The 23,297-nt window shown below is 68.0% G+C and carries 16 protein-coding genes; 3 read left to right on the top strand and 13 right to left on the bottom strand.

What is annotated here, in order from left to right; genetic code table 11:
* Positions 1-129 precede the first annotated feature (129 nt).
* Positions 130-1,887 carry a DUF222 domain-containing protein gene (locus tag ACSQ12_RS01475; protein WP_436064046.1) on the top strand — a complete coding sequence of 586 codons (1,758 nt, stop codon included), beginning with the start codon at positions 130-132 and terminating at the stop codon, positions 1,885-1,887.
* A 126-nt stretch (positions 1,888-2,013) separates the two neighbouring features.
* Complete coding sequence (locus ACSQ12_RS01470; protein ID WP_436064045.1) at positions 2,014-3,081, top strand: quercetin 2,3-dioxygenase; 1,068 nt, start codon at positions 2,014-2,016, stop codon at positions 3,079-3,081.
* 114 nt (positions 3,082-3,195) lie between these two features.
* Here ACSQ12_RS01470 and ACSQ12_RS01465 read toward each other — a convergent pair whose 3' ends face one another.
* The 13 genes from ACSQ12_RS01465 to ACSQ12_RS01405 all read right to left on the bottom strand — a co-directional run bounded on the left by ACSQ12_RS01465 (position 3,196) and on the right by ACSQ12_RS01405 (position 21,676).
* Complete coding sequence (locus ACSQ12_RS01465) at positions 3,196-4,440, bottom strand: DUF3500 domain-containing protein (RefSeq protein WP_436064044.1); 1,245 nt, start codon at positions 4,438-4,440, stop codon at positions 3,196-3,198.
* The gene (locus tag ACSQ12_RS01460) at positions 4,418-6,238 is read right to left on the bottom strand and encodes an FAD-dependent monooxygenase (protein ID WP_436064043.1); all 1,821 of its coding nucleotides are present in this window, start codon (positions 6,236-6,238) and stop codon (positions 4,418-4,420) included. The genes ACSQ12_RS01465 and ACSQ12_RS01460 overlap by 23 nt, the downstream gene beginning before the upstream one ends.
* The gene (locus ACSQ12_RS01455; protein WP_436064042.1) at positions 6,238-7,152 is read right to left on the bottom strand and encodes a fumarylacetoacetate hydrolase family protein; all 915 of its coding nucleotides are present in this window, start codon (positions 7,150-7,152) and stop codon (positions 6,238-6,240) included. The genes ACSQ12_RS01460 and ACSQ12_RS01455 overlap by 1 nt, the downstream gene beginning before the upstream one ends.
* 73 nt (positions 7,153-7,225) lie before the next feature.
* On the bottom strand, positions 7,226-8,074 hold the full coding sequence (locus tag ACSQ12_RS01450) for an alpha/beta hydrolase fold domain-containing protein (protein WP_436064041.1): 849 nt from the start codon (positions 8,072-8,074) through the stop codon (positions 7,226-7,228).
* A gap of 98 nt (positions 8,075-8,172) precedes the next feature.
* Positions 8,173-9,174: an alpha/beta hydrolase fold domain-containing protein gene (locus ACSQ12_RS01445; RefSeq protein WP_436064040.1), complete on the bottom strand. Its 1,002-nt coding sequence runs from the start codon at positions 9,172-9,174 to the stop codon at positions 8,173-8,175.
* Positions 9,171-11,798 (bottom strand): glycoside hydrolase family 78 protein, encoded by a 2,628-nt coding sequence (locus ACSQ12_RS01440; RefSeq protein WP_436064039.1) that lies wholly within the window; start codon positions 11,796-11,798, stop codon positions 9,171-9,173. The genes ACSQ12_RS01445 and ACSQ12_RS01440 overlap by 4 nt, the downstream gene beginning before the upstream one ends.
* Positions 11,799-11,922: 124 nt before the next feature.
* The gene (locus tag ACSQ12_RS01435; protein ID WP_436064038.1) at positions 11,923-12,282 is read right to left on the bottom strand and encodes a VOC family protein; all 360 of its coding nucleotides are present in this window, start codon (positions 12,280-12,282) and stop codon (positions 11,923-11,925) included.
* A 49-nt stretch (positions 12,283-12,331) separates the two neighbouring features.
* Positions 12,332-13,294 carry an alpha/beta hydrolase fold domain-containing protein gene (locus ACSQ12_RS01430; RefSeq protein ID WP_436064037.1) on the bottom strand — a complete coding sequence of 321 codons (963 nt, stop codon included), beginning with the start codon at positions 13,292-13,294 and terminating at the stop codon, positions 12,332-12,334.
* Positions 13,291-16,032, bottom strand: a complete 2,742-nt coding sequence (locus tag ACSQ12_RS01425) for a family 78 glycoside hydrolase catalytic domain (RefSeq protein ID WP_436064036.1) — start codon at positions 16,030-16,032, stop codon at positions 13,291-13,293. The genes ACSQ12_RS01430 and ACSQ12_RS01425 overlap by 4 nt, the downstream gene beginning before the upstream one ends.
* The gene (locus ACSQ12_RS01420; protein WP_436064035.1) at positions 16,032-17,039 is read right to left on the bottom strand and encodes an oligopeptide/dipeptide ABC transporter ATP-binding protein; all 1,008 of its coding nucleotides are present in this window, start codon (positions 17,037-17,039) and stop codon (positions 16,032-16,034) included. Before ACSQ12_RS01420 ends, ACSQ12_RS01425 begins: the two co-directional genes overlap by 1 nt.
* Positions 17,036-19,096 (bottom strand): dipeptide/oligopeptide/nickel ABC transporter permease/ATP-binding protein, encoded by a 2,061-nt coding sequence (locus ACSQ12_RS01415; RefSeq protein ID WP_436064034.1) that lies wholly within the window; start codon positions 19,094-19,096, stop codon positions 17,036-17,038. The genes ACSQ12_RS01420 and ACSQ12_RS01415 overlap by 4 nt, the downstream gene beginning before the upstream one ends.
* On the bottom strand, positions 19,093-20,046 hold the full coding sequence (locus ACSQ12_RS01410) for an ABC transporter permease (RefSeq protein WP_436064033.1): 954 nt from the start codon (positions 20,044-20,046) through the stop codon (positions 19,093-19,095). Before ACSQ12_RS01410 ends, ACSQ12_RS01415 begins: the two co-directional genes overlap by 4 nt.
* A 76-nt stretch (positions 20,047-20,122) precedes the next feature.
* Positions 20,123-21,676: an ABC transporter substrate-binding protein gene (locus ACSQ12_RS01405; protein WP_436064032.1), complete on the bottom strand. Its 1,554-nt coding sequence runs from the start codon at positions 21,674-21,676 to the stop codon at positions 20,123-20,125.
* 294 nt (positions 21,677-21,970) lie between these two features.
* On the opposite strand from ACSQ12_RS01405, the gene ACSQ12_RS01400 reads away from it, so the two are divergent.
* On the top strand, positions 21,971-23,245 hold the full coding sequence (locus ACSQ12_RS01400; RefSeq protein ID WP_436064031.1) for a glycoside hydrolase family 1 protein: 1,275 nt from the start codon (positions 21,971-21,973) through the stop codon (positions 23,243-23,245).
* Positions 23,246-23,297 lie beyond the last annotated feature (52 nt).

Raw genomic sequence — 23,297 nt, 5'->3', positions numbered from 1 at the left:
CGAACTGATCCGTATCTGAACTGTTCCGTATCTAAGGTGTTCGCGGGGCGAAACTGTTCGCGGGGCGGCCGGGTTACCTTGTCGGGCCGGCAAAGCTAAATTGTCACACCCCCGCGGCAGAGTTATCCCATGGAAGTTATGGGGGAACTTGCAGCAGGTGGGGCGTTGCGGTGGGCCAAGCTGCCCGCGGGCGCTTCCACCGTGTCTGGTGCTTCCCCCGCGTCTGCCCGCGGTTTGCGGAGTGTTCCCGCCGTATCCCCTCAGCCGGCGGCCACAGCGTCCGACGGCGGTGGTTCCGGTGAGCTGTCCCGGTGCCTCGCGCTGCTGGAGGCCATTAGTTCGACGGCGGTCGCGGACGCTGCGGTGTTGGGTTTCCGGGAGGCGGCTGACTTCGCCGCCAGCGTCGAGGAAGCCTCCCGGATGCTGGAATACCTTCAGGTTGTGGCTGCCGGGGCTGTGGATCGCGCGCGGCGCGAGGCCAGTGCTACTGCGTGCTCGGGTGCTGGGGTTGGCTGGAGCACCGGGTGGGGCGACGACGCTGCTGTGCATGGGCCGATCGGCTGGGCTACCAGTACTGCCGATGGAGGCCTTAGCGAGAGCGCCCGGCCGGATGGCGACCCGGGCGATGGCGGCCCAGAAACAGCCGCCACGGATCCCGTGCCAAGCCCCGGGGCGCTGGGGTCCAATGATCCGGATCCGGCCGATGACGGGTGCCGGAACACCACCGAGTTCCTGCGTATGAGACTGCGGATCGGTGCCGGGGAAGCCCGCCGCCGGCTCGCCCTGGCCGAAGCCGTGCTGCCCCGGGCCGGGATCACCGGCCACCCCCAGCCTCCGGAACGTCCCGTGCTCGCCGCGGCCGTCGCGTCCGGGACCGTCGCGTCCCGTTCCGCGACCATCATCACCCTCGCCCTGGACCGGATCCGGCACCACGCCCCCGAAGACACCATGGCCCGGATGGAACACACCCTGACCCGCACCGCGGCCGGACAGGACACCGACTTCGTCGCCCGCGTCACCCGGCAACTGGTTGAGGCGGCCGACCAAGACGGCAGCGAACCCTCCGAGGAGGAGCTCCGGCACCGGCAGGGCGTCTTCATCCGGAAACCCCGCCGCGGACTGCACCACGTGGAATTCTTCGCCACCCCGGACCAATACGAACCCCTCCTGACCGTGATGAACACCGCCACCAACCCCCGCACCCAACCAGGCGAACAGGACCTGGACCCGCGGACCCGGCCCCAGCAGCTCCTGGACGGCCTCGTCGGCGCCGCCAAAACCGCCCTCACCACCGGAAACCTCCCCGCAGCCGGCGGTCTGCGTCCCCAGGTCATGGTCACCATCGACTACCGCGACCTCCTGGACCGCCTCGACCGGCTCGACCACAACAGCGACAGGCCAACCGGCACCACGAGCGCGGGCACGCCCGGCAATGGCAGCGCAACCGGCACCGGGACCATCCCCGGCACGGGCTCGTTCACGTTCACCGGGCCCGTCACAGCCGCCACGGTCCGCAAGATCGCCTGCGACGCCGACATCATCCCCGTCCTCCTCGGCAGCCAGGGCCGCATCCTGGACATCGGCCGGACCACCAGGATCTTCCCGCCCCACATCCGCAAAGCCCTCACCGCCCGCGACCAAGGCTGCGCCTTCCCGGGCTGCACCATCCCCGCCCCCTGGTGCGAAGCCCACCACATCACTTACTGGTCACACGGCGGAACCACCAGCACCGAGAACGGCACACTGCTTTGCTCCCATCACCACCACCTGATCCACAAGGAACAGTGGCACATCCAGGTCAAAACCGGGATCCCCTGGTTCATCCCGCCACCCCACATCGACCCACACCAAAACCCCAGAAGGAACGACTACTTCAGGCCCGAGTGATGCTGCACCATGCCGGCCCGCTGAAATGTGTTTCACTCATTGGAAACTCTGACGCCGTGGCTGCGGTTTGGAGGGCATGCTGGTGACCACGCCACGGCGAAGCTCCGGACTGGAAAGAAGGAACCAATGTCCCTCAGCGTTGAGGAAATGAACACGCAACTCCCGGTGGCGAACGCGCTGCCCGGCGAGGCTGTCCCCTACTACATGGCCTCCGGGGAGGGCGCCCGATACGAGATCAACGGGCAGCTGGTCACCGTCATCGCCCGCGCTGCGGACACCGGAGGCATCTTTAGCGCCGCCTACATCTCCGGAGGCATGGGAGCCGAATCCCCCTTCGTGAGCCACAAAGTGGAGCACAAGACCCTGTACGTTTTCGACGGCATCCTGCACGTCTGGCTGCCTGGTGAGAGCCGCATCCTCACCCCGGGTGATTCGGTGGTGATCCCGCCCGGAACGCCGCACGCCTACCGCATGGCAAGCCACTACACGCGCTTCCTGAACTGGATGACCCCTGGCGGCGCCGAGGCGTACTACGAACGCGTCGGCACCCCCATCGATTCGCACGTCCCGCCCGTGCATGCGGGACACAAGCGCAGCGCCCAGGAGCAAGCCGAGGTTGGCGCGGAATTCGGCATTACGTTCCCGGACGTGGAGCGCGTGGCGCCCACGTTCCAACAGGACGCCGGCCTTCCTGCCACGCAGAGTCCGTACTTCCTCAGTGCCGGCGAGGGTGAACGCCTGGTGAGCTACCAGACGATGTTCACGTACCTCTCCCGGCCGGCGAACACCGGTTCAAACTACTTCGCGGTGCACACCAAGGGAGCCAAATCCCCGTATATCCCGCTGCATTTCCACGAACAGCACACCGAGAACTTCCTGTGCACCGAGGGGCGGATGTGGCTTTACGCCAACGGCCGCGAAGTCCTGCTCACCAAGGGCGACTTCCTGCACGCCCCGGCCGGCACTATTCACTCGTTCGCGTTCGATGCGCACAACACCCAGATGGTGGGCTTCCTGACGCCGTCGGTCTTCAACGGTTTCTTTGAGTACTTCAATAAGCCCACCGAGGACTACATGTACACCGAAGGCGGTGCGCCGTACATGGACATGGAAGGCTTCGGCCGCGCCCAGGCCGAGATGGACCTCACCGTGGTCGGTCCCCCGCCGCAGCGTCGCGCGGCACTGGATATCTGACAAGCACCAACAACAGTGGCCCGGACCTCCGAAAGGAAGTCCGGGCCATTGTCGTTGAGGTCCGAGGACCGCCGATTGCTCCTATAGTGCCCTCATCGGTGCCCGGAAGGGCGGTTAAGGACCAGCCGACGGGAATTGCCGCACCACTTCGCGGCCGTAGTCGTTGCCGTTGGGAGTGCGCAGGACCGTGTGCATGTGGAATGGCGCAGGCTCATCATTGCTGAGGAAGACGCCCGTGTGGTGGTCCAGTTCCATCAGCACCACCGGGCTCTGCAGCCGGAAGTAGAAGGCCTCCTGCCCCTCCCAGCCGCCGATCCAGCTGAACCAGCTCTCGCCGTAGTGCTCCTGTATCTCCCTGCGCCGCGCGGCCCTGGGTCCGTCCGGCAGATAGGCGATGAAATCCTCCACCACGTCATCCAGCACGGCCCGGGCCTCCGGCGGCATCGAGCTGACCGCAATGCCCTCGTAAGGAATCACCCGGTTGTCCTGGAAGCAGCCGCCCAGGTGCCGTTCGTCCCCGGGGTGGATCCGTCCCTCCGGCATGGCCGGGTCCACCATTGCGGCATAGATGGTTGCTTCGTGGCGGAACCCCTCGGGCAGGGCACCCATGAGTTTCCGGGCCAGTGCGATGCGTTCCTTGAAGACTTTCACGCCCCGGTACGGCCCGGCGTCGATGCCATCCGGTTCAGCTCCGAGGAACACGGGTGAGATGACCATCTGCGTGCCCGCCACCAGGCAGTTGAGCGCCACATGGTGGCCGAACAGCTGCCAGCCCCACGGTTCAGCCTCGGACGGCTCGCCGAAAAGGGCGAAGTTATAGCTGAACTCATTCATCAGCTGCGGAAGCTCCACCAGTTCACCCAGGAATCCGTTGATCCGCATGAGGTTCCTGGCGAGCTCGAAACCGGCCGGGCTCAGGCTCGCTTCCACCACCGCCAGGGCCGCATCGCGGAGGGGAGAATCCAGCTCGTCAAGGCGCAGCCCGGTGTCATGCTGCATGAACTCGGGGTTGGCCCAGCTTTGCCATTCGTGGGCGTCCACGGAGTAGCTCAACCGGGATGCCTGCTCCGGGGTGGCCATCTCGAGCATTTTCCGCCCGGCGGCCACCATCGCGGGCGTAGGGGCTTCCTCGCCCGCCCGCGCGGGTGCCGGCGGGTACAGCCCGGGGCGGATGACGCCGTCGTTCGTTACGCCCTTGAACGGTTCCGGGTAGAGCACCTCCCAGCCTTTGATCATGGGCCCGGCAAAGGAATCCGTCCTGGCGGCCTCTGCATAGTCCCGGGCAGTGAGGCCGCGGATTTCGGCCACCCGCGGATGGTCCGGAGCGAAGATGAAATCACGGAATGACGGCGCTGACACGGGAGTCCCTTTCGTTGTGCTGCGTCGGGTTGAGCTGCGAAGAATGTTCGGGTGCGCTGCCCCAGCCGGCGGCCACGGACAGCGCTGCGGCCGCAGCTTCCGGCACGCTGCCGCGCCAGGCCACGTGCTGGTCGGGGCGGACCAGCACCGCGTCGGCTCCCCACAGGTCCGCCATCGGCGTCCCGTCGTCGGAAGGCCCGACGGCGGTGACGGTCACCGGGATTCCCCGCCGCTCCGCGGCTTCGAGGACCGGCGCGAAGACCTGGACTCCAGGCACTCCGCCCAGGGCGGCGGCGTCGGCCAGGAGGGTGAAGTGTTGGCCGAGGAGGCTGTAGACGGACGTGGAGTCGTCCAGCCAGGCATGCGGAAGCAGCGCGCCCGGACTGGCCGAGGCGACGTACCGGATGGGGTCCTCAGCAGGAACCGGCGAGCCGTCCGGCACCACCAGGGGCGAATCCCCGTAGCTGTAGCCGAGCACCAGCCCCAGCGAATCGAACTCGCTCTGCTTCACGGCGAGCGCCTGGTAGGCCGCCTGCCGTGCCCGGAGACCGTCGTCGCCGGCGCGGCGCAGTGCCGGATCAGCGAAATGGTAGGCGAGGGCCTCGCCGTTGTTTGCGGCGTCCAGGATGGTCCGCGCAGCCACCGGACGGCGTTCCAGCCCGTAGCTGGCCAGGAGTTCCGGGCCGCCCCAGCCTGCGAGGCTGGCCGCGATCTTCCACGCCAGGTTTGCGGCGTCGCCGATGCACGTGTTGAAGCCGTGGCCGCCCCACGGAGGATTCAGGTGCGCCGCATCGCCCACCAGAAACACGCCGTCGCGGCCGTAGGAAGGTGCGAGGAGCATGCGGGCAGTCCAGGGGTCCGTGGCCACCACGTCGACGTCCACCTCTGCGCCCACCAGTTCATGGACCATGGCGACGGCGGCATCGATTTCCAGTGCGCCCGCGCCTTCTGCGTCCACCCCCTGGATGATGGCCCACCAGGTATCGGCGAGATCCATCCGGCCCACCATTCCGGCGGTTTCCCCGCCCACCACCCAGTACTGGACGGCCGGGGGCAGGGTGATCGCGGAACCCAGGTCCTTGGAGCGGAACATGATGCTGATGTTGGACAGTGCGGCGGAGCCGCCCTCGAGGCGGAGTCCCAGGCTGCGGCGCACGGCGGAGGACCCGCCGTCGGCCCCGATCACCAAGTCGGCAGCGATCGTGCGGGTACGGCCCGCGCCGTCCGCAACCACGACGGCGGTTCCGGGCACTGGGGATTCGGGCACGACGGCGGCTCCGGGCATTGGGGTTCCGGCAAGAGCAGTTTCGGGGTGAACAGCAACGTCTTCAACGTGCCACCCGGTCAGCAGGGTGACCAGCGGAGCCTCGGACACCGCCGCGCGGAGGACTTCCTCCAGGACGGGCTGCGGAACCTGCTGGCCGCATTCGGGCTGGGGGCCATAGCGGCCGGGCATCAGCTGGAAGGCGTGCTTGAAGGTCCGCAGTTCATGGGCGGCGGTGCCCGTGAGGCCGGTGCAGAAGGTCACGTCCTGGGCGTAGTCCACGGGTAGGGGTGCCGCGGCGCGGAGTGCGTCCGCCAGGCCCAGCCGGCGCAGGTGCGTCATGGTCCGGGCGTTGGTGGTCTTCGCCCTGGGCCGGGCCGGGTCCACGGTGGTCCGGGGCTCGATCACCACACTGGGAATGCCGCGGGAGGCCAGGTCCAGCGAGAGGAAGAGTCCGCTGGGGCCGCCGCCGGAGATCAGTACCTGCACCTCCTCCGGCAGCTCCTCAGGGGAGGAGGAATGCAACGTGGCCATCAGGCACGGCCACGGAGTGAGATGTCGCCGACAGGGGTGGTCAGAGTTCCCAGGCGGTCGATTTCGACCTCGACGGTGTCGCCGGGCTGGAGCAGCCACTGCGGGGTCCGGGCGTAGCCCACGCCTTCCGGGGTTCCGGTGGCGATCACGTCCCCCGGGTGGAGGGTCAACGTCTGGCTGATCAGCGAAATGATTTCCGGCACCGGGAAGATCATGTCCCGCGTGTTGCCGTTCTGGACCTCGGTGCCGTTTACCCGGGTGCGGACCTGCAGGCCGTCCCGGAGGTCGCCCACCTCATCACGGCTGACGAGCGGCCCCAGCGGACCGCTGAAGTCGCCGTTCTTGCCCAGGGTCCACTGCGAGGTGAGTTTCTGGGCCCGTCGGGACGTGATGTCGTTAAAAGTGGAGTAGCCAAAGACCGATTCGCCCGCTTCGGCCTCATCAGCTGATTCCACCCGCCGGCCGATGTACGCCGCCACTTCGCCTTCCCAGTCCAGGCCATCCTCGCCGGCGGGCACCGGGACCGGCACGTTCCCGACCGACAGCGAGGCCGTCCAGCGCCCGAACAGCGTGGGGTACGGGGGAAGGTCCTGGTCCTTGTAGCTGCCCTCCGCGGCGTGGGCCTTGTAGTTGAGGCCCACGCAAATGACCCGGGCCGATGCGGGCACCAGGGGCACCTCGGTGACGCTGCCGCGCTCAAGCCAACCGTTCTCGGACAATGAGGAGTCGGACTGTGAGACGGCGGAAGGTGAGGCGCCGGGCTGCACGGTGCCGGCCGTCAGCGAGACGGACTTGTCCTGCCAGCCGGCGGCGTCCGCCCAGAACTCGCCCACGGGCGCCAGCGGGAAGACGCGGGAATCCGCCAGGGCCGCTGCCCAGGATTCCCCGCGGTGGTTGATGCCGATGTACTGCATGTGGAGCCTTTCAGGTCTAGCCCGGGCACAAAGGAATGCCGGTCAGGCTGGGTTCAAGTCAGGAGGTGCAACGTCAGGAAGCCTGGGCTTGCCTGCGGAAAAAATCGATGGTGGCGTCCAGGACCTTCTCTGCCGCTGCCGGGCTCTTGTCCGGCAGCAGCCACATGTGGTCGGCGCCCTCAATGAGGTGAAGTTCGACGTCGGCCCCGGCAGCTTCCAGTGCCGCGGCAAACGAGGTGGACTGCGCCGGCGGAACGAACCGGTCGGCGGTACCGTGGGCCAGGAAAAACGGCGGCGCGTTTCCGCCGACGTAGCTCAGCGGGCTCGCGGCCGCTGCCTTGTCCGGGGCATCAGCCGGCTGCGCCCCGATGAGGAGTGCCTCCCGGGAACCGGGGTCGTCAGCCGTTGCGACGGCGTCGGGCAGGGCCTGCGCTCCCATTCGGACCAAATCAGTGGGCGGGTACCAGGCGGCGACGGCGGCAACCGCTCCGGCTGGGGTACCGGAACCGTCCGCACCCAGGCCCACCAGGCAGGCAAGGTGGCCGCCGGCGGAATCCCCCCACGCATAGATCCTGCCGGGGTCGACGTGGAACTCCGCCGCGTTGGCCCGCAACCATGACACTGCCGCCGTGGCGTCTTCCAGCTGGGCGGGAAACACGGCCTGCGAGGACATGCGGTAGTCCGCCGAAACCACGACGAATCCCGCCGCCGCCACACGCTCAAAGGGAGTCAGCGAAAACCCGTCCGTGACCGGGCCGAGGGATGAACGCTCACCCACCCGCCAGCCGCCGCCATGGAAATGCGCAACGGCCGGCATCGGGCCGTGGGAGGTTCCCTCCGCCGGCAGGTAAAGGTCCAGCAGCAACGGCAATCCGCCGGGACGCGAAAACTCGATCCCCTTCAGGACTTGTCCTGCAGTCATCAACGACTCCATCCGTTGCCATGGCCGGTATCAGGATCGATCCGGCGTCTCCCCTAAGCCTGCTGGACGGAATGCCCGCTGGAAACGGGAATTTTCAATCATTGGAACGGCTTAGCGGAGCCCACTTCGTCCGCCAGGAACTGCAGGCCCCGCCGGACAATTCCCAGTCCGGCCGAGTGGTTCAGGTAGCCGTGCGTGGCGCCGGGCTCCAGCCTGTGCTCCACGGGGATCCCTGCGGCCCGGAGGCCGGCAATGAACAGCTCGGCGGACTGGCGCAAGTCGTCGTATTCGGACACCAGGACGGCGGCCGGCGGCAGTCCGGCCGGATCCGCATGCCCGGGCATGGCGTAGGAGGATGCCATCAGGAGGGGTCCTCCGATGTAGTTCTCCACCATGGCGCGGCAATCGTCGGCCGTGAAGCGGAGGATCGGTGGAAGTCCGGCCATCCGGGCAGCTTCCGGTTCCCCTGATACGGGCAGCTCCGCGTGCAGGAAAGGGTAGGCCAGCACCAGCTTTGCAGGCAACTGGTGACCCGAATCCTTGAGGTACAGGGCGGCGCCGACTGCCAGGTTGCCGCCGGCGCTGGCTCCGCCCAGGCACAGTGTGCGGGGGTCAGCTCCCAGCTCCTCGGCATGCTCCACTGCCCACAGCCAGGCCGCCAGGACATCCTCATGCGGCACCGGAAAATGCACGCCGTCGCGGGCGAGCCGGTAGTCCACGGACAGCACGATTCCGCCGCTCCTGGCGGCCACTTCCCGCGCCAGCTGGTCGGCTTCCCGCATGTCCAGCCCGCCCCCGGCGAAACCGCCGCCGTGCAACCACACGAGGGCCGGAAGGCCGCCGTCAGAAGCGCCGTCTGCTGCAGCGCCGCCGTCGGAAGCGCCCGACGCCGGACCGCCGTAAATGCGGACCGGCACCGGGCCGTTGGGGCCCGGTACGTCCACGGTCCGGACCGCGACGTCGGGCGCCTGATACGGGGCCTCCCCGGCGCTGAAGGCCTCCAGCCGCTGCTGGCCCGAGGGATCTCCAAGGAGCTCGGCAAAGGAGCCGGCGCCGGCCACGTGGTGCATGAGGCCGGCCAGCTCCGGATCCAGGCTCATGGGCGTGCCGCGAGCTCGGGAGCCCTGCCAGCGCCGTCGGGCAGCGCCGCGACGCAGCTGAACGAATGCGTTCCGGAGCCTACCTCGTGTGCGCTCCCCTCAGCGTCGGGCAGCACCACAGTGGCGGTGCAACCGGCCGGCACCGTCACCTGAAGGGTGAACTCCGGGCCGGCCAGGTCCCAGCGGACCGCGGCAATCCCGTAGGGCGTCCCGTGCCGGGCCTGTGCCCAGTCCAGTCCGCAGCCGGGCCGGGGACGGACCAGGAGCTTCCGGTAGCCGGGTGCAGCCGGCGCCAGTCCGGCGAGGCTGCGGTGCATCCAGTCGGCCACCGCACCCAGGGCGTAGTGGTTGAAGGACGTCATTTCGCCCTCGTTGATGCTGCCGTCCGGAAGCATGGAATCCCAACGTTCCCAGATAGTGGTGGCGCCCATGGTCACGGGGTAGAGCCAGGACGGGCATTCCGTCTGGAGCAGCAGGCGGTAGGCCGCCGCCGTGTAGCCGTGGTCGGTCAGCGCGTCGCACACCAGCGGTGTCCCGACGAAGCCGGTGGCGATGCGGTAGCCATCGGCCTCCACTGCCGCAGCCAGCCCGGCGGCAGCCACAGCTTCCTCCCCGCCTTCCAACAGTCCGAAGCTCAACGCCACGGCATAGGCCGTCTGGGTGGGCGGGAGCAGCTCGCCGCCGTCGGCAATGTATCGCTCGCGGAACACCGCAGCAGCCCGCTGCGAAAGCTCAGCCAGGGCGGCGGAGTCCTCCCCCAGCAACTCCGCAGCCTCGCCGGCCACGCGGGCCGAGTACGCCAGATAGGCCTGCGCCACGAGCTGCCAGGGCGTCCGGGCCTCACCTGGTTCGTTCGGCGGAGCTGCCGGGTCCAGCCAGTCACCGAACTGGAAGCCCTGTTCGAACCTCAGCTCCGGTCCTGCAGCGTCCGCCGCCGCCTCCAGCCACGCGATCATTCCCGGCAGCTGGCGGCGCAGGAATTCCAGGTCGCCGGTGCGCTGGTACAGCACCCACGGAACCAGCACGGCAGCGTCACCCCACGCGGCCATCACCGGCCGGACAGGGAACGGCGGCTTGTCGAACGTCACCTCGGGAACCACCAGCGGCGGGGGCCCGTCGGTTCCCTGCTCGGCAGCCAGGTCTTTCAACCAGGAGGCGGTGAAACCAGGGATCCGGTAGAGGAAGGACGCCGTTGCCGCGAAGATCTGGAAGTCCCCGGTCCAGCCGAGCCGCTCGTTGCGCTGGGGGCAGTCCGTCGGCACATCGACGAAGTTGCCGCGCATCCCCCAGACAACATTGGAATGGAGCTGGTTCAGCATGGGGGCGGAGCATTCGAAGGTACCGGTACGTGCCAGGTCCGAATGGACGACGACGGCGGTGAACGCCTCCGGGTCCAGGTCACCGGGCCAGCCGGACACCTCCACATAACGGAAGCCGTGGATGGTGAACTCGGGCTCCCAGACTTCCTCGCGGCCGCCGCGCAGTATGTACCGGTCGGTCTGCTTGGCGACCCGCAGGGGCCTGGTGCCCAGTTCTCCGTGTTCCAGGACTTCGGCGTGGCGCAGCACCAGTTCCGTGCCGGCTTCTCCACTGACCCGGAGGCGTACGTGGCCCACCAGGTTCTGGCCGAAGTCCAGGATGGTCTTCCCGGACGGTGTGCCCAGCACGGCACTCACGGGCAGCTCCCCGGTGGCGCGCACCGGCGGACCGTCCGGGGCCACTAGCACGGACGCATCGAAGTCCTCCACGACGGCGGGGTCCAGGACCGCGACTTCGGAGCCTGCCCAGCCGCCGTCCTCCAGCCGCGCGTCATAGGTTTCGCCGTTGTAGAGATCGGCCCCGAGCACCGGGCTCCTGCCTGCCAGCCAGGAGCTGTCGGTTCCGATGACCGTGACCCGGCCGCCGTCGTCGGCAAATTCCAGTTGGGCGATCGCAGCGGTGCGGTCACCGTAGGTGTTGCGCTTGTCCTGGAACCCCAGATAGCCGCGCCACCAGCCGTCGGCGAGTTCGAGTCCGATGACATTGGTGCCGGGCTGCAGGTAGTCCGTGACGTCGTGCGTCTGGTAGCGGAGCCGGTGGTGGTAGCTGGTCCAGCCCGGCGCCAAGCGGTCGCTGCCCACGCGCTGGCCGTTGATCGACGCGACGTAAACCCCGTGGGCGCTGGCGTAGAGGCGCGCGGAAGCCACCGGGCCGGTAACGTCGAACGTCCGGCTCAGCCGGGAGGCGGGTTCCGTGTCCTTGCTCGCTTCGTCCCGGGCCGGCCGGATCATCGCCGCCTGCCAGTCCATGGGGTTCAGGAGCCCTGCTTCGACGTAGGTGACGGGTCCCCATTCGGAGGGGCCGGCGTCGTTGTTGCCCCACACGCGGACCCGTGCGGCGACGCGCTGGCGGCTCCGCAGCGGCGGTGCAGGCCAGGGCTGGAGGAGCTGTTCAGCGGACTCGGTCCGGCCGTAGCTGGCCAAGCTGTCTTCGTCGGGCCCGAGCTCCAGTTCGTAGGAGGTCTGCACCCAGTCCGGTGTTTCGGTGCTGACCTGCCACGACAGCCGCGGCCGGCTTTCACCGATGCCGAAAGGCTCCTCATGGTGCTCGAAGCGGAGGGCGGAGGGGCGGGATGGTTGAGTCAACGTCGGCTCGATTCGTTACGAAGGGGAAGTTGTAAGGCTTCCCCCAGCGTCCCGGGAACGGCCGCGGGCCCGCTAGCGGAGTTTCATTGACTGGAAACCGTGTCCCTGGAGCCCTCGAATCCGCCTAGTCCACGCAAAGACAGAAAGGGTGGCCGGCAGGATCCAGGAAAACACGGAACGTGGTGCCGGGCTGCGTCTCCGCCGTGGTGGCCCCGAGCTTGACGGCCTCCTTTTCGCCTTCGTCCAGGTCCTGCACCATCAGGTCGAGGTGCATTTGCTGGGGCACGGCCTGGCCCGGCCATTCCGGCGCCCGGTAGTCCTCGACCTGCTGGAAGGAAATGCAGTTGCTGCCGTCGTCGGGTCGGATCTCAGCCCAGTCGCCGTCATCCTTCACGTTCCAGCCAAGCAGGGCAGCGTAAAAGTCTGCCAGGGCTCGGGCGTCGGGGCAGTCAATAACTAAGCCTGGGTAGCGTGCGATAGCCATAGCGGCATGCTACCGCCCGCCGTCGGCCCTGTCTTTAAAACCCGCGGACTTAGAGCTCGCGGACGAAATAGTCCACTGCCCTGCTGAGGATTCCGTCCAGCTGGTCTTCGGCAAAGAAGAAGCAGTGGTCGCCGCCCCGGATGGTGACGAGTTCGTTGCGGACACCGGCGTCCGTCAGCGCCGCGGCCAGCAGTTCGCTCTGGGACAGCGGGACCAGGCCGTCGCTGTCGCCGTGGATCAGCAGGAATGGCGGTGCGTCGGCAGTGACGTGGCCCAGCGGGCTGGCCGCCGCCAGGAGGGCGGGATCGGCAGTTCCGCCCACCAGCATGGGACCCGGTTCCATGGTCATGCCCGGCGGCACGGCAGCCGTGAGGGCACCGGACATCAGGCCGGAGGGCATGTCCATCGGCGGCATGTCCGGCAATGAGGACACCCCGTAGAAATCGACGACGGCGCTGACGGCGCTGGAGTACCCTTGCACGCCCAGCCCGCCCTCGAGGTCCTCACGCGTCCCCGTGACGCCCAGCAAGGCAGCGAGGTGTCCGCCGGCGGACTCACCCCAGGTGCCGATGCGGTCTGGGTCGATGCCCAGGGCATCAGCGTGTGCACGGAGGTACCGGACGGCGGCTTTCAGGTCGTGCAGCTGCGCCGGGAAGGGCGCTTCCAAGGCATGGCGGTAGTCCACGGTGGCGCACGCGATCCCGGCCTCATTCAGCAGCCGGAAGACCGAATCCCTGGCAAAGGTGGGCGGCAGTTCGCGGCGATCACCGAGCTGGAAGGCTCCGCCATGGATCCACACCACCACCGGGACGGGCCCGGGGGCCAGGCGCGGCAGCCATATGTCCATGGCCAGGCGCCGGAAGCCGACGGCGATCGCGTAGCTGAGTTCGCGGTGCACCGCGGAGTGCTCCGATACTTCCTCGGGCGTTCCCGGGGCGTGGAAGGCCGGGAACGGAGGCGGTGCGGGCATCCTTGCCGGCGCCGCCGTGGTGCTTTCTGTTTCCTGGGTCATGGTGTGCTCCTTAGGAGATCCGGTGAGGTATCTGCGCTGCGCGCCGAAGCGGCGGCGAAAGTATGGATGCCGGGCCCGACGGCGGTGGCCGGCTCACCGGGCAGGCGGATGTCCGCAGTGGTTCCGGACGGTATGGTCGCGGTGAGCGTCAGCACGCCGTCGTCGATGGTCCAGCCCACGTCGATGAGGCCCTGCGGGCCCCGGTGCGAGGTGCTGGCGGAGGTCAGGCCGGCGCCCGGCCGCGGCTCGATGATGACCCGCTCCCAGCCTGCACTCCCGGGCGCCTGGCGCAGTCCGGCGGTGTGGCGGTGCAGGAACGAAACGACGGCACCCTTGCTGTAGTGGTTCAGTGAACCTTTGGCGGAGCCGTCCGGGCCGATTCCATCCCAGTCCTCCCAGATGGTGGTGGCGCCGCGGTCCACCATCACCAGCCAGGACGGAGCGGAGTCCTGCATGAGCAGCTCGTATGCCAGGTCCAGCTGTCCGTTGTCCGCGAGCGCCGGCAGCAGGTACGGCGTGGCCAGGAAGCCGGTGCCCAGGTGGGTGCCCGCGTCTCGGACCAGGCTGGCGAGTTGGTCTGTGACGGCGGGGCGGGCAGTGTCCGGCACCAGGTCAAAGGCGAGCGCCCGCACGCAGTTGGACTGCGTGCCGCCGCGCACTGTTTGGTCGGACGCTGTTTGGTCGGACACTGTTCCGTCGGCCAGCAGGTATTCGTGCTGCCAGGCCCGCCGGACGTTCTCGGACAGCTCCCGCAGCCCGCGGGCTTCCGCGTCCCGGCCCAGGACGGCGGCTACCTTGGCCATGATGGCGGAGGAGTGCCGGTAGAACGCGGTGGCCACAATGCCGTTGTCCAGCGACCGGGAGGCAAAAAGGTCCGGGGCCGGGCCACCTGGTTCCATCCATTCCCCGAAATGGAAGCCGGTATCCCAGAGGAACTGCTCGTGTTCCTCTGGGGTGGGGCGAAGCGCCGCCCTGGCGAGGTGCCGGTTCCCCTCCGCAGAGCGGCGGACGAACCCGAGCCAGCGGTTCATTGCGTCCCAGTTCTCTTCCAGGATCACCGTGTCGCCGGTGGCGAGGTGGATCTCCCAGGGCACCATGACGATCGCGTCTCCCCACCCCGCGGACCCGTTCGTGAAGGCCATGAACTCGGCGACGGTCACCCCGGTCCCGGGCGACGGCGAGATGTTGACGATCACGCCGTCCTCCCACTGGTCGGCACGGACATCATTGAGCCACTTCCGTGAAAAGCCTGCTACGTCGTAGAGGTAGGCGGCGGCGGGCACAAACAGCTGCCAGTCGCCGGTCCAGCCCGCCTTCTCGCGCTGCGGGCAGTCGGTGGGGACCTCGCATGCGTTGCCGCGGAAGCTCCAGTCCACAATCCCGTGCAGCTTGTTGAGCCGGCCGTCGCTGCAGCTGAAGGTCCCCAGGCGCTCCAGGTCGGTCTGCACCATGCAGCCCGTGATGTCCCCGGGTTCAAGCGTTTCAGCCAGGCCCCGGACGGACACGTACTGGAAGCCGTGGGCGGTGTGGCGGGGTTCGAAGAATTCGCCGGGGGTACCGGCGGAGACCACCGAATCCACCTGACCGGCGCCCAGGAACTGGCCGGGGTTCTTGAAGTCGATGGGGCGGAGGTGGTCCTGGGTGACCTCGCCGCAGGCGTCGAGAGCTTCCCCGTACACCAGCGTCACCTCCGTCCCGGCAGCGCCCAGCCGGCCGAGCCGGACCCAGCCGTTGATGTTCTGCCCCAGGTCCACGATCTGGTGGCCGGCCGGCAGCCGGGTGATGGACACGGGAGCGAGCTCTTCCACGATCCGGGTGGGCGGCGCCACCGGCCCGGTCAGGGTGGCGAAGCTGCCTTCCCTCAGGACGGCCTGGCGGGCTGGCTTACGCTGAACGGCCGCCGTCCGGAAGTCCACGCGCTGGCCTTCCATCAGGTCCGCTGCGACGATCTCCGTCGCGGAAACAAGCCACGTCTCATCGGTGCCGATGACTGACCGTCCCCCTGCGGACTCAATTTCCAGCTGCGCCAGGAACGCCGTCCGCGTGCCGTACATGTCGGCGTCGCGCGTGAACCCGAAGGAACCGCGGAACCATCCGTCAGTAAGGACGGCACTCACGGTGTTGGAGCCGGGCTGGAGCAGCGGGGCGACGTCGTAGGCCTGCACCTGCAGGGTGCTGTGGTAGCTCGTGGAACCGGGGGTGAGCTGCTGGTCCCCCACCCGCTGCCCGTTGATGAACAACTCGTAGATCCCGTGCGCCGTCGCATAGGCGCGGGCGGCATCCGGCACGGCCTCCACGGTGAAGTTGCGATGCAGGGCATAGCCGGGGCGTTGCCCCGGGGCAAGGAGATCCGGTTCATCGGGGCCGATCCACCGGGCGCTCCAGTCGCCGGGGTGCAGCAGGCCCAGCTCCACGGACATGGGCTCGGACCAGCCGGACTCCGCCTCGATGCCGTCCGGCGCCACGTTCCAGGTCCGGACTTTCCACTCGAAGCGGTCGCGGGACCCAAGGTTCGGCCCGCCGTAGGACACAAAGCCGTGCACGTCCGAGTCCACGCGCCCGGAGTCCCAGCCGTTGCTCGTGCTGATCTGGTAGGCGGCCTGCCGGAGAGTGCCGGGCGGCGGCGTCCAGCTGAACCGCGGCGCCGTGTCGGTAATGCCGAAGGCCTCTGCCAGGTGATTGGTCCGCAGGCGGGTGGGACCCGGGGATGCGCGGTGGCCAGCCAAGGCCGGGTCCATCAGGCGTAATGGCAGGCGACGTCGGAGGCGCCCACCTTGCGCAGCGCGGGCCGTTCGGAGGCGCACAGGTCCGTTGCCAGCGGACAGCGCTGGCTGAAGGGACAGCCGCCCGGCGATACCGCGACCGCGGCGGCAGTGCGCACGCCTAGGGCTTCGCGCACGGTCCGCCGTTGGGCCTGTTCCGCGGGCCTCGGCACGGGTGAGGCAGCGACGAGGGCCTGCGTAAACGGGTGCTTGGGTGCCTCCGTCACGGCGGCTGCCGGTCCGCTTTCCATGACCTGGCCGCGGTAGAGGACCACCACCCGTTGGGCGAGGAACTGCACCACCGAAATGTCGTGGGCGATGAACAGGTAGCTCAGGCCGCGTTCGTCCCGAAGGTCGGCCAGCAGGTTCAGCACCTGGGCCTGGGTGGAAAGATCCAGGGCGCTGACTGCTTCGTCGCACACCACGAGTTTGGGGTCGCAAATCAGGGCGCGCGCCACCGCGATGCGCTGGCGCTGGCCGCCGGAGAACTGGCTGGGATACCGGTCCACGGCTTCGCGGGGCAGGCCCACACGTTCCAGCATGGCTTCGGCCTTCTCCCGTGCCTCCGCGGCGGCAACTCCGCGGAGGCGGAGCGGTTCCGCAAGGGAAGCACCGACGGTCTGCCGCGGGTTCAGCGAGGAGTTGGGGTCCTGGAAAACGGCCCGCAGTTCACCGCCGAGGGCCCGGCGTTTTGCGGCACCGGCGTGGGTGATGTCCTCGCCCTGGTAGGTGATGGTGCCGCCGGCACTCTTCTGGAGGCCCAGGATCGCCTTGCCGATGGTGGACTTTCCTGAACCGGACTCCCCGACCAGGCCCACGGTCTCGCCGGGGAGGATGCTGAAACTCACCCCGTCCACTGCTGCCGGCACGGCTGCAGCCTTTCGCCCGCGGCCATAGCGGACCACCAGGTCCTTGACTTCCAGCATGGGCTGCTCCGGCGCAACTGCCGCCGTGTCCTGCCGTTCGGCCGTCTCGATGCTCATGCCAGGTCCTTTTCAACGATTTTCAGTACTCGGTGCGTGGGCACTTCGGTGGCAAGCCATTCCAGGCCTTCCACGGCCAGTTCGTCGGCTTTGACGCAGCGGACCAGCCCCTCCTCGGAGCCCGAGGCCAGCAGCGGAACCGGGGCGGCGCATGCGGATCCGGCGAACTGGCAGCGGGCCGCAAAGCGGCAGCCGGCGGGCCAGTCCTTGGGCTGCGGGACCTGTCCGCTGATGGTGGCCAGCCGTTCTGGCATGTCCGCCGCGGAGTTGGCGTGCGGGTCCGCGGCCAGGAGGGCCAGGGTGTAGGGGTGACGGGGGTTGTCCAGGATGCTGGCGGTCCGTCCGTTCTCCACCACCTGGCCGGCGTACATGACAGCGACGTTGTCGCAGATATCGGCTACTACGCCGAGATCGTGCGTAACGATCACCACCGACATGCCGGTGTCCTTCACCAGCGAGCGGAGCAGGGACAGGATTTCAGCCTGGACCGTGACATCCAGCGCGGTGGTGGGTTCATCGGCCACCAGCAGACGTGGCCGGCCCGAGAGGGCCAGGGCGATGGCCACGCGCTGGGCCATGCCGCCGCTGATCTGGTGCGGGTAGGTCTTCAGGATGCGTTCGGCATCCACAATTCCCACCTTTTCAAGCAGGCTGAGGGCTTCTTTCCGGGCCTCTGCCTTGCCCATTTTCCGGAGCCGCCGGATGGCGGCGGTGAGCTGGTAGCCCACGGTGAACATGGGGTCCAGGGCCCGCATCGGTTCCTGGGAGATCAGCGCGATTTCGCGGCCGCGAATGCCTGCCAGGTCGCGTTCCGTGGCGGCGGCCAGGTTCTTCCCGTTCCACAGGATCTGCCCGTCCGTTACCGAGACGCCGGAGGGCAGCAGCCCGAGGAGGGACAGCGCGGTCATGGTCTTGCCGCAACCTGACTCTCCCACGAGCCCCAGCACGGTTCCCTGCTCGACGTCGAAGGAGACGTCCGTGACCAGCGGAGTTCCGCCGTCGACCCCTGCACAGAGTCCGCGGACGCTCAGCCGGCCCGTGGCGGGGGCGGTGTCAGACCCCTCGGCAGCCACCGGGGCGGCGCCGACGACGGCGCCGGCTGCGGCAACAGCACGGGCACGCTGGCGGCGTGCCGCTGCCGACGGCAGGTGCGATGCCGCAGCGTTGGGTGCCTTGCCCAGGGCGTTGCCGATGGCATTGGCGGCCAGGACGGTCAGCGCGAGCACGGCGCCGGTGGGCACCATCAGCCACGGAGCGTCGTAGACGTGCTGCGAAGCGCCCTGGATCATGCCGCCCCAGCTGGGCTGCGGAATGGGCGGGCCAAAGCCGATGAACGCCAGGCCCGCCTGGATCAGCATGCCGACGGCGAAGATGAGCGCGGACTGCACCACGATGGTGTTCGTCAGGCCGGGCAGCACGTGCCGGAGGCTGATGCCCAGCGTGCTGACGCCGTCAACCTTGGCGGCGTCCACGTAGAGCTGGGACTGAAGGGACTTGGCCTGGCCCAAGATCACGCGGTAGACGCCGGCGGACATGAAGACGCCAAGGACAGCCATGATGAAAGGGATGTTGGTGCCGACGGCGCCGATGACGGCGAGGATGATGACCGTGGACGGCAGGGACATCATGATTTCCGTGCTCCGGCTGATAATGCCCTCAGCCCGGACGGAGGCGGCTGCGGCCAGGGCCAGGATGGTGCCGAGCCCGATGCCTACCAGTACCGTGATGAAGGATGTGCCCAGGGTGCCGGCGGCGGAAGCGAAGATGCGGCTGAGGATGTCCCGGCCCAGTTCGTCCGCGCCCAGCCAGTGGGCGGCGGTGGGCCCGGAGAGGACGGCCGTGAAGTCCTGGTCCTCCGTCTTGAACGGCAGCCACCAGGGGGCGGTCAGGGAGGCAACCACCAGGGCGGCCAGCCAGATCATGCCGGCAACGCCGCCGGGTGAGGAAAAGAGCCGGTGGGCGGAGACCTTGCTGAAGACAGCCCCTGGTCCGGACGCGGGCACAGCCGCGGGCTTGGCGGTGCTGTCGGCGGGGGCGGGTGCAACGTTGGGGATCATGCGGCACGCAACTTCGGGTCGAGGAACTTGGTGGCGAGTTCGAGCGCCAGGTTCACCGCAACTACCACGACGGTGGCGATCACCACCACGCCCTGGACAGCTGGAGCATCGTGGGTACTGACGGAACTCTGGGCTGCCTGGCCCAGGCCTGGCATGGCAAAGAGCTGTTCGGCGACAACTGATCCGCCGAAGAGGCCCATGAACTGCAGTGCGATTCCGGCCACAATCGGCAGGCTGGCGTAGCGCAGGGCATGGACGTAAAGGATTTTCCAGGTGGGTGTGGCTGTGGCCCGCAGGGTCCGGATGTGTTCCTGCTGCAGCGCCTCAAGCATGGAAGCCCTGGTCTGGCGGGCGATGAAAGCCGCACCGCCGACGGCCAAGGTGATCACCGGCAGGGCCAGGGACATGGCCCAGTCCTGCGGGGACACTTCGAACGGCACGTAGCCGGTGGCGGGAAAAACGGATGACTGGACGGCGAAGACGTAAACGAAAATGATGCCGATCCAGAAGGCCGGCAGTGCCACGGCGAGGCCGCAGATGCCCCCGACGATCCGGTCCGCGAGGCCGCCGCGCACGGCGGCGGTCACACCGAGCAGGATCCCCAGCACAGAACTCAGCACAGTCGCGCCGGCCGCGAGCGATGCGGTCACCGGGAGCCGGCTGGCCAGGTCAGCGGATACGGAACGGCCGTCGATGAGGGAGATTCCCAGGTCGCCCTGGACCGCGTCGCCCAGCCAGCGGACAAACTGTGTCAGGAGCGGATCAGACCAGCCGAGGCGCGCATTGACCTCGTCGATGGCTTCCTGGGAGGCCCCGGCTCCGAGCGATACCGCGCCGGGGCTGCCGGGCATTGCGTGTACCAGCAGGAATGCCAGCACCGCTACCACCAGCACGGTGGTCAACGCCATGAGCAGGCGTTTGGTGATGAATAGTGCCATGGTGACCTCCATCGGTCAGGACCGGCCAGGCTGCCCTCTGTTGCGTGGAGGACAGCCCGGCAGAGCCGGTGATTGACGGCTCGGGGTATTAGCTGGCCGGTGCGTAGGACGAGAGCAGCGGGTACGCGTTGGTGCCGGCGAACTCCACCTGCTTGATCTTCTTGGTGTTGTAGCCCTGGTTGGTGAGGGCCTCGTAGAGCGGGATCATCCAGCCGGACTCCACCAGGCGGATGTTCAGCTTGGTCAGCGCCGCCTTGCTGGCGGCGTCGTCCTTGGCTGCGGCAGCCTCGCCGGTGGCCGCGCTCAGCTGCTCATCGGTGGCCTTCTGCACATTGGTGAAACCGTTCAGGACCACGCCGTACATCACGCCCACCGGGTTGTCCCAGTTCAGCGGCGCGTAGCCCAGGGGTGTGGTGGCGACTGCGGCAAAGGCCTCGTCCGTGGAGGCGGCCATCTTGACGTTCATGGTGATTCCGACGGCGGCAAGGTCCTTCTGGACGGCCTGCAGGTCCGTCTGCGTCTGCGCGCTAGCGATGATGGTGAATTCGAAGCCGTTGGCGTAGCCGGCCTCCGCCAGCAGGCCCTTGGCCTTCTCCGGGTCGTAGGCGAACCGGGTCTCCAGCTCTTCGGTGAACCCGGCGGAGTCCTTGGGCAGGGCGTTCCACGCCGGGATGTCCCCCTTGTGCAGCGCGTCCACGAGGGCCTTGCGGTTGATGGCGTGCTGGATGGCCTGGCGGACCTTTTCGCTGGCGAAGGCGGGGGCGGTCTTGCCGGTCTTGTCGAAGGAAATCATGGTGTTGACCGTGCCGCCGATCTGGGACACGCCAACACCCTTGGACTTCGCGAAGTCCACAGTGGACGACGTGAGCATGGCCACGTCCGCCTGCCCGGAGACCAGGGCGTTGGCCCGCGCCTGGGGATCCTGGACAACGCTGAAGACAACCTTGCTGAAGGCGTATTTCGAAGCGTCCGGGCCCTTGTCGTTCTTGACCAGCACGTACTTGTTGCCCTTCACCGTGGAAGGGTCAAGAGTGTAGGGGCCGGAGCCGTCCGGGGTCGCGGCCAGGCTGGCGGCATCCGCCACGCCGGTCTTGCCCACGATCATGCCGGTGGTGGAAGCCAGGTTCTTCTCGAATCCCGGCTGCGGCTTGGCGAAGGTCAGAGACACCTGGGTGGGGCTCACAACGTCCACCGAGGCGATCTCCTGGGCGCCGCCCTTGGCGACTGCCGAGTAGGCGCTCAGCGCAGGATCGGACCGGCGGTCCAGGTTTGCCTTGACCAGGTCGGCGTCGAGCTTTGAACCGTCGGTGAACGTCACCCCGTCCTTCAGCGTCAGCGTCAGGACCGTCTTGTCTGCGTTGTAGCTGAACTCCTTCGCCAGGCCCGGGCCTGCCGAACCGTCCGGCTGGAGGGTCATCAGGCTGTCGTAGAGGCCCTCGAAGAACTGCCGCTGGGCTGCTGAAACACGGAGCGGGTCAAAGCCGAACGAGGCGGAATCGCTGTCGATGGCGAGAGTCAGGGTGCTGGTGTCCGCCTTGGCAGTCGCCTGGCTGGAGCCGCCGCAGGCGGTCAACGATCCCAGGAGGAGTGCTCCGGCCAGTACGGCGGAGCTCCCGCGTGCGGTGGAGTTCAGAAGTTTCATGTAGTGCGCCTTTGCATTCTGATGTGACAACGGAGGGAAGTAGTTATGGGGGCCAGGCGTGTGGCCGCCGGCTCCCCTCAAGCATCAGTGGGGGCTGTTTGCTGGAGACACGAGGATTTCATTGGTTGAAATACTTATGTGGTCGCCGTCACTGCGGAGGCAAATCAGGATCGGGACGCTCGGCGGCGAGTCTTCCAACTAATGAAAGTGCCGGTCCCGGACGCCGCAGTGACCACCGAGGATGGACAGTCAGCCCATGCACAGCCGCTTGGCGCTCATATCGAGAGGAACCTGATGACCGGCTCTTTCCCTTTCCCGCACGACTTCCTGTGGGGCGTCGCCACGGCAGCCCACCAGGTCGAGGGGAACAATGTCAACAGCGACACCTGGTTCCTGGAGCAGCTCCCGGGAACGATTTTTGCCGAACCGTCCGGGGATGCAGTGGACCACTACCACCGCTACCGCGAGGACATCGCCCTGATCGCTGAACTCGGCTTCACCACCTACCGCTTCTCCGTGGAGTGGGCGCGCATCGAGCCCGTGGAAGGCCAGTTCTCGATCGCGGAACTCAACCATTACCGGCGCATGCTGGAAGCCTGCCACGAGCACGGGCTCACCCCGGTAGTCACCTACCATCACTTCACGTCGCCCCGGTGGCTCCTCGAGGTGGGCGGCTGGGAGGACCCGGAGACGCCGGCGCGGTTCGCCCGGTATTGCGACCGGGTGACGCAGCACCTCGGCGATCTCATCGGCGTCGCCTGCACGTTGAACGAACCGAACCTGCCGTGGCTGCTGCGGGAGTTCGGCATCGGCGGTGAACCCGCGGAATCACGATCAGAAGTACCGCTGTGGGCCGCAGCGGCGGAGCGCCTCGGCGTCGAAGCCCGGCGCATAGCTCCGTTCCAGTTCACGGCCTCGGAGGCCGGCTTCGACGTGATGCTTGCGGCCCATCGCGCGGGCCGCGCGGCCATCAAGGCCCGGCGCCCCGAGCTGATGGTGGGGTGGACGCTCGCCAACACCGACATTCAGTCGGCCGAAGGCGGCCAGGAGCGCGCCGACCGCGTGCGCCGCACCGTCAATGAGCGCTTCCTTGAGGCGTCCCGCGGAGACGACTTCGTGGGGATCCAGACTTACGGCCGGACGGTGTTCGGAGCAGACGGGCTCGCTTCCGCGCCGGAAGGCGTGCCGACAAACCAAATGGGCGAGGAAATCTACCCCCAAGCCCTCGAAGCCACCATCAGGGAGGCCGCCCGCGTCGCCGGGATTCCCGTCATCGTGACGGAAAACGGGCTGGCGACGGACGACGACTCGCAGCGCGTGGCCTACCTCCAGGTGGCCGTTGCCGGCGTGGCATCCTGCCTGGCCGACGGCATCGACGTCCGGGGATACATCGCCTGGACGGCTTTCGACAACTTCGAATGGGTCTTCGGCTACGCTCCGAAGTTCGGCCTGATCGCAGTGGACCGGACCACCCAGGAACGGACCCCCAAGGAGAGCGCCAGGTTCCTTGGCAGCCTGGCCCGGACCAAATCGGCAGAGTCCAAGAACAAAGTAACCGAGTCCGTCTGACCCGGCGCTGGTGACGTCCGCCCTGGTGTCCCCCGGCCGGGGGACACCTACT

The organism is Arthrobacter sp. LjRoot14 (assembly GCF_964253905.1).
Lineage (GTDB): Bacteria > Actinomycetota > Actinomycetes > Actinomycetales > Micrococcaceae > Arthrobacter.
This window is presented reverse-complemented; position numbering and strand designations above follow the sequence as displayed.